Origin of the sequence: Sphingomonas oligophenolica (genome assembly GCF_006438955.1) — a bacterium.
Taxonomy (GTDB): domain Bacteria; phylum Pseudomonadota; class Alphaproteobacteria; order Sphingomonadales; family Sphingomonadaceae; genus Sphingomonas; species Sphingomonas oligophenolica_A.
The window spans coordinates 1-10,981 of the sequence record NZ_RCZK01000025.1 but is presented as its reverse complement, the minus strand read 5'-3'; the positions used below and the strand labels follow the sequence as shown (position 1 = coordinate 10,981).

General features: G+C 60.1%; 7 protein-coding genes and 2 pseudogenes. 6 read left to right on the top strand and 3 right to left on the bottom strand.

The features are described 5' to 3' along the window. The 3 genes and pseudogenes from EAH84_RS15180 to EAH84_RS16150 all read right to left on the bottom strand — a co-directional run. Positions 1 to 378 (bottom strand): annotated as a pseudogene (locus EAH84_RS15180) (IS110 family transposase); the annotation flags it as partial. 110 nt (positions 379 to 488) lie between these two features. Continuing rightward, positions 489 to 899 (bottom strand): low affinity iron permease family protein, encoded by a 411-nt coding sequence (locus tag EAH84_RS15175; RefSeq protein ID WP_140872820.1) that lies wholly within the window; start codon positions 897 to 899, stop codon positions 489 to 491. A 106-nt stretch (positions 900 to 1,005) separates the two neighbouring features. Next, positions 1,006 to 1,362 carry a hypothetical protein gene (locus EAH84_RS16150; protein ID WP_140872818.1) on the bottom strand — a complete coding sequence of 119 codons (357 nt, stop codon included), beginning with the start codon at positions 1,360 to 1,362 and terminating at the stop codon, positions 1,006 to 1,008. A gap of 476 nt (positions 1,363 to 1,838) precedes the next feature. On the opposite strand from EAH84_RS16150, the gene EAH84_RS15165 reads away from it, so the two are divergent. From EAH84_RS15165 to EAH84_RS15140, 6 genes and pseudogenes are all read left to right on the top strand, one after another. Beyond that, the gene (locus EAH84_RS15165; RefSeq protein WP_140872817.1) at positions 1,839 to 7,226 is read left to right on the top strand and encodes a HAMP domain-containing protein; all 5,388 of its coding nucleotides are present in this window, start codon (positions 1,839 to 1,841) and stop codon (positions 7,224 to 7,226) included. 5 nt (positions 7,227 to 7,231) lie between these two features. Next, positions 7,232 to 9,319, top strand: a complete 2,088-nt coding sequence (locus EAH84_RS15160; protein WP_241656648.1) for a response regulator — start codon at positions 7,232 to 7,234, stop codon at positions 9,317 to 9,319. Between the two features lie 87 nt (positions 9,320 to 9,406). After that, positions 9,407 to 9,781 (top strand): hypothetical protein, encoded by a 375-nt coding sequence (locus EAH84_RS15155; RefSeq protein WP_140872816.1) that lies wholly within the window; start codon positions 9,407 to 9,409, stop codon positions 9,779 to 9,781. Next, positions 9,778 to 10,053, top strand: coding sequence for a DUF5985 family protein (locus EAH84_RS15150; protein WP_140872815.1), 276 nt, complete (start codon positions 9,778 to 9,780; stop codon positions 10,051 to 10,053). Before EAH84_RS15155 ends, EAH84_RS15150 begins: the two co-directional genes overlap by 4 nt. 6 nt (positions 10,054 to 10,059) lie before the next feature. Continuing rightward, entirely contained in the window at positions 10,060 to 10,317 is a 258-nt protein-coding gene (locus EAH84_RS15145) for a DUF5985 family protein (RefSeq protein ID WP_140872814.1), read from the top strand. Positions 10,318 to 10,693: 376 nt separating this feature from the next. Beyond that, a pseudogene (locus tag EAH84_RS15140) lies at positions 10,694 to 10,981 on the top strand (transposase); the annotation flags it as partial.

Sequence of the window (10,981 nt, the reverse complement as noted above, 5' to 3'; positions counted from 1 at the left end):
CACGGGTGCGGAATACGAGCGCCGAAGCCTGTTGCTCCTCGCTCTTCACCGCCACAAACCGCATGTTCGGCCGCCCTGCCGCTTCACTGATCGCCTCGGCATCCGCAGCATCGTTCTTCTGGCGCTTCACAAATGGCTTCACGTAGGTGGGCGGGATCAGCCGAACTGCATGACCGATACGGGTCAACTCGCGCGCCCAGTGATGTGCCCCTGCGCACGCCTCCATCGCCACCAGGCAAGGAGGCTGACCGACGAAAAACTCCAGAACCTTGCCGCGCGTGATCCGCCGGCTGAACACTGCTGCCCTGTCGCATCCGCGCCATGCGCGTGAAAAACGCTCTTCGCGATGTCCAACCCGATTGTGCAAACTTCTCCCACGGACGCCTCCTGCTCATAGGTGATCGACACACCTACTTTGGCACAAAATGCCGTCGCGGGGCGTCCACCCCATCAGACAGCGCCCCTACACGGGTTAGCGCGACGCTCGCTCAGTGCCGCTTCAACAGCTGATCCACGCTGGCCTCAGCGTCCTCGGTTTCAGGGCCGCCGCCCGCCGCCTCATGTTCAAGCGCAGTCCGGATCGCGCATATTTCGGTGTCCGTAAGATGCTCGATACCGATGAAAGCACCGCGCGCATTGTCGAGCGCTCGCAGCACCTCATCCAGCTTAGCCTGGATCGCAGCTCCATCACGGTTCTGGCTGTTTTGGATCAGGAAGACGGCCAGAAACGTGAGCACCGTCGTGGCGGTGTTGATCACCAATTGCCACGTGTCAGAATAGTGAAAGAGCGGGCCGCAGACGGCCCAGATCACGACGAGCAGGGTTGACCCAAGAAAAGCAACAGGCTGGCCCATCGCATTTGCGCTCTTAGACGCGATCTTGGTAAAAAAGCGATCCATCGACATTGCCTCACTCGCTCCCTAGCTTCGCGGTTGGCCAACATAAAAATAGCCAGCTAGCTGTGCGCATGACTTACTCCGCTTCTTCGATGATCGTGCCAGGGGCTTAATCAAGTGTGTCCGAGCGGTTGCTGGCGGGTGCGCCGTCGCCGTGGGGGGTATGTGAGCCCTCGCCCGAACTAACGCGTCGGGCCCCCTCACCACTGCCATGGACCTCGCCATTCACAGGATCGACAAATGCCCGCGCCCCATTACCATGCGAAATGCGAAAGCCATCCGGATAGCTATGAGTTGTCTTGCCATGCTTGTAGATCAGCGCTTCGAGCGCAGCTTGGTCGATCCTGGAGGCCGTTTTTAGCGCGGCTTCTGGGGTTAACGACACCGCTACGCCGTCCGGACCGTCAAGGTGAACTTGATCGTCATCGGCTGATACGTTGGACGGGGTGTCATAAACCTTGGTCATGTGCAGGGCTCCTTCGACTACAAAACCCAGTCTCGGGCAATTCGTGCCGCACTTTGTCCTCGATCAAGACGATTTTGTGCAGACCCACCGCGTTTGGGTGCGCGCAACGTCCGCTCCCGGACAATTGTCTGTCGTCCGTCTAGCCTTGACGCACAATCTACGCTGAAGGGATTTTGATTGAGGGCGCGGCGCAGGGGATTGGCGATCAACCCACGGCAACCCGCGGGCGCCGCTGCCTTACAATCAGGCGACCCACCTCCATCAGCCCGTCAAACTCCTCCGACCCCCGAGAAACGGTCGCGGCCCAGAGGTCGTGCCAGACTCTGCGCGAACCATAGACCCGGCAGATGAAGATGAAACTGCCGGGGATCTTCCCCGTACCCGCGTTTTGGGATTGTAGCCTGCTATGTATTTAGTATGCTGGGCAACAAGCCGGGGGGCATAACCATCGCTGGGGTCATTCTCAGGAGTAACGCTTGAGCACCGATCTTCCCCGTGACGCCCTGAACCGACGCCAGCTGATCAACGCGCTGCGCAGACTGCGTCGAGGCGACTTCACGATCCGCCTGCCCGACGATTTGGGCGGGCCGGACGCCGAGTTAGCCCAGCTTTTCAATGAAGTAGTCGGCCTCAATCAGCAGATGACGGACGAGTTCGAACGGCTGTCGGCGGTTGTCGGCAAGGAAGGCAAGATCAATCAGCGCGGGAGGGTAAAGACCGCTACGGGCGGCTGGGAAAGCGCGATCCGATCGGTGAACGAATTGATCGAGGACATGGTACAACCCACCGCCGAAGTGGCGCGCGTCATCGGCGCGGTCGCCAAGGGCGACTTGTCGCAATCGATGACGGTCGAGATCGACGGCCGACCGCTGCGCGGCGAGTTCTTGCGGATCGGCAAAGTAGTCAACACGATGGTTGAGCAGCTCGCATCGTTCGCGTCCGAGGTGACCCGCGTCGCGCGCGAGGTCGGGTCCGAGGGCAAGCTCGGCGGGCAGGCGACGGTGAAGGGCGTGGCTGGCACCTGGAAGGATTTGACTGACAACGTCAACGCAATGGCGACCAATTTGACGGGTCAGGTGCGCAACATCGCCGAAGTGACGACCGCGGTCGCATCGGGCGACCTCTCCAAGAAAATCACCGTCGAGGTCAAGGGCGAGATTCTCGAACTCAAGAACACGATCAACACGATGGTCGATCAGCTCAACTCATTCGCGTCCGAAGTGACCCGCGTCGCGCGCGAAGTCGGCACCGAGGGCAAGCTGGGCGGCCAGGCGCGCGTCGAGGGCATCGCGGGCACGTGGAAGGATCTCACCGACAACGTCAATTTGATGGCCGACAACCTTACCGGCCAGGTTCGCAACATCGCCGAAGTGACGACAGCGGTGGCGTCGGGCGATCTGTCGAAGAAGATCACTGTCGATGTGAAGGGCGAGATCCTAGAGCTCAAAAATACAATCAACACGATGGTGGATCAGCTCAACGGTTTTGCCTCTGAGGTAACCCGCGTCGCGCGTGAGGTCGGAACGGAGGGCGAACTCGGCGGTCAGGCGCAGGTCCCCGGTGTCGCAGGCACGTGGAAGGATCTCACCGACAACGTCAATCTGATGGCCGACAACTTGACCGGCCAAGTGCGCAATATCGCAGAGGTGACAACCGCGGTGGCGTCGGGCGATTTGTCGAAGAAGATCACTGTCGATGTGAAGGGCGAGATCCTAGAGCTCAAAAATACAATCAACACGATGGTCGATCAGCTCAACGGCTTTGCCTCGGAAGTGACCCGCGTCGCGCGCGAGGTGGGGACTGAAGGTAAATTGGGCGGTCAGGCGCAAGTTCCGGGGGTGGCGGGCACTTGGGCCGATCTCACTAAGAACGTGAATTTGATGGCAGCGAATCTTACTGGTCAGGTGCGTAACATCGCCGACGTGACGACCGCGGTCGCCAAGGGCGATCTGTCCAAAAAGATAACCGTCGACGTTAATGGAGAGATTCTCGAGCTCAAAAACACGATCAACACGATGGTCGATCAGCTCAACGGCTTCGCATCCGAGGTCACGCGCGTTGCACGCGAAGTTGGTTCGGAAGGAAAGCTCGGCGGTCAGGCGCAGGTCGAGGGTGTCGCGGGTACGTGGAAGGATTTGACCGACAACGTCAATCTGATGGCCGGCAATCTGACGGGTCAGGTTCGCAATATCGCTGAAGTGACGACCGCCGTGGCTCGTGGCGATCTGTCGAAGAAGATCACTGTCGACGTGAAGGGCGAAATCCTCGAGCTAAAAAACACGATCAACGTCATGGTCGACCAGCTCAATTCGTTTGCGTCCGAAGTCACCCGCGTGGCGCGCGAGGTCGGAACCGAGGGGCGCCTGGGCGGACAGGCCCAGGTCGAAGGCGTCGGCGGAACGTGGAAGGATCTGACTGACAATGTGAACGCAATGGCGGCCAACCTCACAGGCCAGGTGCGTAACATTGCCGAGGTGACCACGGCGGTGGCGTTGGGCGACTTGTCGAAGAAAATCACCGTGGACGTGAAGGGCGAAATCTTCGAACTGAAGGACACCATCAACACGATGGTCGATCAGCTGAATTCGTTTGCGTCGGAGGTCACGCGCGTCGCGCGCGAGGTGGGTACCGAGGGCAAATTGGGCGGTCAGGCGCAGGTCCGCGGTGTCGCCGGCACGTGGAAGGATTTGACCGACAATGTGAACTTGATGGCCGACAATCTGACCGGCCAGGTACGGAACATCGCCGACGTGACGACCGCCGTCGCCAAGGGCGATCTGTCGAAAAAGATCACCGTCGATGTAAAGGGCGAGATTCTTCAGTTGAAGGACACCATCAACACGATGGTCGATCAGCTCAACGGCTTCGCATCCGAGGTGACGCGCGTCGCGCGCGAAGTCGGCACCGAGGGAAAGCTGGGCGGGCAAGCGCAGGTGCCCGGCGTCGGTGGGACGTGGAAGGATCTGACCGACAACGTCAATCTGATGGCGACCAACCTCACCAACCAGGTGCGTGGCATCGCCGACGTCGTGACCGCGGTGGCGCAGGGCAATCTGAAGCGCAAGCTGGCGGTGGATGCCAAGGGCGAGATCGCCGCGCTTGCCGATACGATCAACGGGATGATCGAGACACTGTCGACGTTCGGCGATCAGGTGACGAACATGGCGCGCGAGGTCGGCATCGAGGGTCGACTGGGCGGCCAGGCGCGTGTGCCCGGTGCCGCAGGCCTATGGCGCGATCTGACCGATAACGTGAACCAGCTCGCCGCCAACCTCACAAACCAGGTCCGCTCGATCGCCGATGTGGCGACAGCCGTGACCAAGGGGGATCTGACGCGATCGATCGCGGTTGAGGCGTCGGGCGAGATGGCCGCGCTCAAAGACACGATCAACGAGATGATCCGCAACCTCAAGGAGCAGACGCTCAAGAACGCGGAGCAGGATTGGCTAAAGACCAACCTCGCGCGTTTCTCGCGGATGCTGCAGGGCGAACGCGATCTCGCGACGGTATCGAACCTGATCATGTCCGAACTCGCGCCGCTAGTGAACGCCCAATACGGCGTGTTCTACGTAACCAATCGCGACGAGCATGAGAGCAAGCTTGAACTGGTTGCGAGTTACGGGGCGGAGAACCACGGTGAATTGAAGCGCGAGTTCAAGCTGCGCGAGGGACTGGTCGGTCAGGCCGCAGCCGACAAGCGCCCGATCCTTCTCCAGAACATTCCCGGCGACTTCATCCGCATCGGCTCCGGGCTTGGGCATTCGGTACCTACCAACATCAATATTCTGCCCGCGCTGTTCGAGGACGACGTCAAGGCCGTAATCGAGCTGGCCTCGTTCAGCGAGTTCAACGAGACGCACCAAAGCTTCCTCGATCAGCTGATGGAATCGGTCGGCATCGTGCTCAACACGATCGCGGCGACGATGCGCACTGAGGGACTGTTGAAACAATCGCAGCTGCTGACCCAGGAGCTGCAGGCACGCCAGACCGAACTGACGACCAAGCAGGAAGAACTCCACGCCACTAACGAAGAGCTGCAGGAAAAGGCGCAGCTGCTCGAGAATGAAAAGAAGCAGGTCGAAGCCAAGAACCTCGAGATCGAAATGGCGCGCCGCGCGGTCGAGGAAAAGGCCGAGCAGCTCGCGTTGACGTCGAAATACAAGTCCGAATTCCTCGCCAATATGAGCCACGAACTGCGCACCCCGCTCAATTCACTCCTAATCCTGTCGAAACTGCTGGCAGACAACCCGCAGGGCAACCTGAACGACAAGCAGACAGAATTCGCGCGTACGATCAATTCGGCCGGGTCCGACTTGCTCAACCTCATCAACGACATCCTCGACTTGTCGAAGATCGAATCGGGCACGGTGTCGATCGAGATCGGCGACATGCGTCTGAACGGCCTGAAGCAGCACATGGAGCGCACCTTCCGCCAGCTTGCCACGGATAAGAGCCTCGATTTCAAGGTCGAGTTCGATGCCCGGCTGCCGGCATCGATCCGCACCGACGAAAAGCGCCTGCAGCAGGTGGTGCTCAACCTCCTTTCAAACGCGTTCAAGTTCACCTCGCACGGCAGCGTGACGCTTGCGGTACGCGACGCCACCGCGGGCTGGAGCACCAACCACCCGGTGCTGCGCAATGTCGATCGCGCGATCGAGATTTCGGTCGCCGACACCGGGATCGGCATTCCCACCGACAAACAGAAGCTAATTTTCGAGGCGTTCCAACAGGCCGACGGCACGACCAGCCGGAAATATGGCGGCACTGGGCTTGGCCTCTCGATCAGCCGCGAAATCGCGCGTCTGCTCGGTGGCGAGCTCCAGGTCCGGTCGACCGCTGGCGAAGGGTCGACCTTCACGCTGTTCGTACCGATCGAGGTCGAGGCATCGGCCGCGCAAGCCGGCACGACGACGACCGCCCGCTACGACAACAGTGGATCGGTGGTCCTGCATTCGCTTCCCGCTCAATTGGAAGTCGTTGATGACCGCGACGCGCTTGACGAATCGCCGTTCGTCCTAATCGTCGAGGACGACCCCAGTTTTGCATCGATCCTGCTCGATCTGGCGCGTGAGGCAGGGTTGAAGGGTGTCGTGGCGACAGCTGGCGCGGGGACTCTGGCGCTTGTGCGAAAGCTGAAGCCGGGCGCGATCACGCTCGACCTGGGCCTGTCCGACATCGACGGCTTCGTGCTGCTCGATCTGCTGCGCCACGATCCCTTGACGATGCACGTTCCCATTCACATCATCTCCGGCGCCGATCGTGTCGCCCGGGCGCTGGACATGGGCGCGTTCGGCGTGACCGAGAAACCGGCTTCTGCGGATATTTTGGCACGGCTGTTCGTCGAACTCAGCGACGTCATCCGGCGGACCCCCGCGGTCACCGCCGTTGAGATGCTCGACCGGGCCGATTCGCCGACATCCTTGCCCGCCGTCCCCGAACTCGCTGGCGCCAGGATTCTGATCGTCGATGACGACATCCGAAACATCTATTCGCTCACCAGTGTCCTGGAAAGCTACGATGTTGAGGTCCTGCATGCCGAGGGTGGCAAGGACGGCCTGTTCATTCTCGAAAAGACGCCGGGGGTCGACCTAGCGTTGATCGACATCATGATGCCCGAGATGGACGGTTATGAAACTATGCGGCGAATCCGCGTGCTGCCGGAACTGATCAATATCCCCCTGATTGCGGTGACCGCCAAGGCGATGAAGGGTGACCGTCAGAAGTGTCTCGACGCAGGCGCGTCGGATTATATCGCCAAGCCAGTCGATATCGAATTGCTGCTCGCGCTGTTGAGAGTATGGATTGCGCGCTCGCGCGAGAACCGATTTATGGAAACAACCGTGGTTTCGGCTGCGGCTGAGTGACGCCGATGACCATGATGGAGTCGCTGGCTTCCAAGGTGTCGGAGAGCGTAGGCCGAGAACAGCTCGACAAGGCGGGCGGCGCGGACGGCTCCGTCGTCGACAGAGCGCGGATCCTGGTCGTCGACGACGACGTTAACAACCTCCTGGCGATTACCAACGTGCTCGAGGACGTGGCCGAAGTCGTCGTCGCCAAATCGGGTGAAGAGGCGCTGCGGCACCTGTTGAAAGGCGACTTCGCGGTCATTCTCCTCGACGTCTACATGCCCGGCATGGACGGGTACGAGACCGCGCAGATGATCCGCGGCCGCGAGCATACGAAGCGGATCCCGATCATTTTCCTGTCGGCGGTAAACAAGGAAATCGAGCACCTGATGCGCGGCTATTCGATGGGCGCGGTCGATTATGTCTTCAAGCCGGTCGAGCCGGTCGTCCTCCAATCGAAGGTCGCGGTGTTCGTCGATCTGTTTCTGATGAACCGTGAGATGCAGCGCAAGGCCGCCAAGGAGCAGGCGCTGCTCGACGAGATGCTGAAAGCCAACGCCGAACGGTTGCGTGCGGAGCGCGCCTTGCGACTGTCGGAACAGCGCCAGGGTGCGATCATCCAGTCGTTGCCGATCCTGCTCTATCTCGAGACGGTCGGAACCTGGCCGCGCATGCCCGATTTCGTCAGCGGCGATTTCAAGGCATTGACTGGGTTCGGATCCGACGAGCTCCAACGTTCGCCGACGCTTTGGCAGGATCGTCTCCATCCCGACGATCGGGAGCGGGTGTTGTCCGCCGTCGCGGATCGGGTGAACGGGCATTCGCTGGCGCTTGAGTACCGCTGGCAATGCGCTGACGGCACTTACAAGCATTTCTTAGATCAGGCGGTATTTTTGCGCGATGCCGACGGTCAACGTCTCGAGTATGCCGGCACGCTGCTGGACGTCACCGAGCGCAAGGATCTGGAGACTCAATTACTCCATGTTCGCAAGATGGACGCCATCGGAAAGTTGACCGGCGGCATTGCGCATGATTTCAACAATCTGCTCGCCGCGGTGATCGGCGGTCTTGGTATGATCGAGCGGCGCATTCCTCTCGATGACGCTCAGGCCAAAATTCTTGCGATGACCCAGCATGCGGCCGGCCAAGGCGCAGAACTTGTGTCGCGCCTGTTATCGTTCGCGCGAAAGCAGAAGCTCGAGCCTGCTGCCGTAAATATCGCATCGTTATCGGCCACCATCGACGACTTGCTGTCTCATACCCTCGGCGGCCTGGTGGCGATCGTGTGGGAAATTGCGCCTGACGTCTGCACCCCGTATGCCGACGAAGCGCAGCTCGAACTCGCGTTGATGAATCTGGCGATCAACGCGCGCGACGCCATGCCCGACGGCGGCGTTATTACCATTTCCGCGCGCGACAGAGACGTCGACATATTCAACGATCTGGGACTGGCCGCGGGACGGTACGTCGTCCTGACGGTGGCGGATACCGGCCACGGCATCCCCCCCGAACTGATCGAACGTGTGCTCGAACCATTCTATACCACCAAAGAAATCGGCAAGGGAACCGGCTTGGGCCTGAGCATGGTCTACGGTTTCACCAGCCAGTCCGGCGGCACGATGCATATCACGAGCGAGGAAGGCAAAGGCACGAGAGTGGAGCTGTGGCTGCCTTGTTTCGCCGGTGAGCCGTCCGCAGAGGGCCGCGAAGCCGTCCAGGGGCTTTCGGTCGTGACCGAGCGCCTAAACTTGGCGCTGGTCGATGATCATGAAGGCGTCCGGGCGACTACCGCCGCGTTACTCGAGGATTTCGGTCACAAGGTCTGGAGTGCGCCGTGCGGCGCTGTAATTCTCGATCGACTCGGCGCACACCCCGAAAGCGTCGACCTGCTGATCAGCGATTATGCAATGCCGTTACTTTCAGGGCTTGAAGTCATTCGCAGAGCACGGCAGATCCGGCCCTGCCTGCCTGCAATCATCATCACCGGCTATGCGGAGGAGAACGTCGTTTCTCTAGCCGCAGAGGATATTGTCGCACTGACCAAACCATTCACCCCGGCGCAATTGCAGGACGCGATTTCGCGGGCGATGGTGGCGGCGCAAATTATGTGAAGCTTGCTGCCGTGATAGCGGGTGGGAAAGACCGTGTCGCCTTAGCGGCTGACCGATATGATAGTGCAATGAGGACGGCTGCCGACAATGCCCAATGACAAGGAGGTGACGGACTTTGCGCGCGAAACCTTCAGTTCCGTCTGGTCGCTCGAGACAGCGCTGCTGATGGGGCGAAATCCCGGACGATCATGGACGCAGCACGAGTTGGTTGGGGCGCTTCGCGCCAGCGACCTCGTGGTATCAACGTCCATCCACGAATTGTCGGTCGCAGGGCTCGTCGTCGAAGACGCGAACGGCGTGCGCTATCAACCGGCGTCCGAAAGGATCGACCAATTATTCGCCGACGTGGCCGCGCTCTACGTGAGCTCCCCGATGTCCGTCAGGCGATCGATCATCCGCTGGCGTCACGCCAGCATAAACGCTTTCTCTGAAGCTTTCAAACTGCGGGACGGGGAGGAATGACCTCATATTTTGCACCCGCCGTTTATCTGCTTTGCTTTATGGCGAGTACCGCTTGCATGGTGCTCTTGGGACGCACCTACGCGAAAGGCCGCGCGCCCCTGCTACTGTGGAGCGCAATCTGTTTCGGCTTGCTGGCCGCAAATAACTTGATGCTGGTGCTCGACCTACTAGCGTTTCCCGACGACGATCTGCGTATCTTTCGCGCATTCCTGTCCTTGGCCGGCGTCAGTACCTTGATCTTCGGTTTCATATGGTCGGCGCAGGACGAGTAATCGAATATGCTCATTCCATTCCTGATCGGCGCTACCGCGTTCGGGTTCTTTGCCGGCTCGGCGTTCTTCCTTCGCTTCTGGACGCGGACGCGAGACGAACTGTTCGTCTCGTTCGCAGCCGCGTTTTTCATATTGGGAGTTCAGGCCGTTCTGACGATACCCAAGATCGACGTCGAAGATCGCGCGTGGGTTTATCTTGTCCGGTTGGCGGCGTTCGCAATCATTATCGTCGCCATTATCCGCAAGAACCGCGATCGTGGATGAGTCAGTGCTCGTCGTCTGTAGATAAGCGCCGAAGTGGGACCCCGGCTACAGCCTGCTAAGTCGTTGCGATGACAAACAAAGTCTATATTTATATCGGGTCGCGATCGGCACTAATTTTGACCCCCGTGTCGGTGGACAATCGTTGTCTCCCTGCTGGCTAGACGAATTAACCCTACCGATCGTGCGAAGGTTCCGAAGGAATCGGGAAGCGGCGTTTGGGCTAACATGGGTCAGCCTGGCATTGTCAAAGCAACGGGGCAGCCATTTTCCTATCTGGTTACCCGTGCAATCAGAGGTGTCTCGGGAAGTCTGAACAGCGGGGATAAGTGGATTGCCKATCTGACCGCGGCCATGTTGGCCGCCCCAAGGAGGCAAGATGAGCAAGCGACCCCGCCGGAATCACAGCCCGGCGTTTAAGGCCAAGGTAGCTCTGGCTGCCGTRAAGGGTGAGAAGACGCTGGCCGAGTTGGCGCAGCAGTATGACGTGCATCCAAACCTCATCAACCAGTGGCGATCCCGGCTGCTGGAGGGCGCGGCGGACGTATTCGGATCGGAGCCGGCCGCGAGCGAACCGGCGATCGACGTGACTGTGCTGCACGCCAAGATCGGCGAACTGACACTGGCGAACGATTTTTTGGCCGGTGCGCTCGGGAAGGCCGGTCTG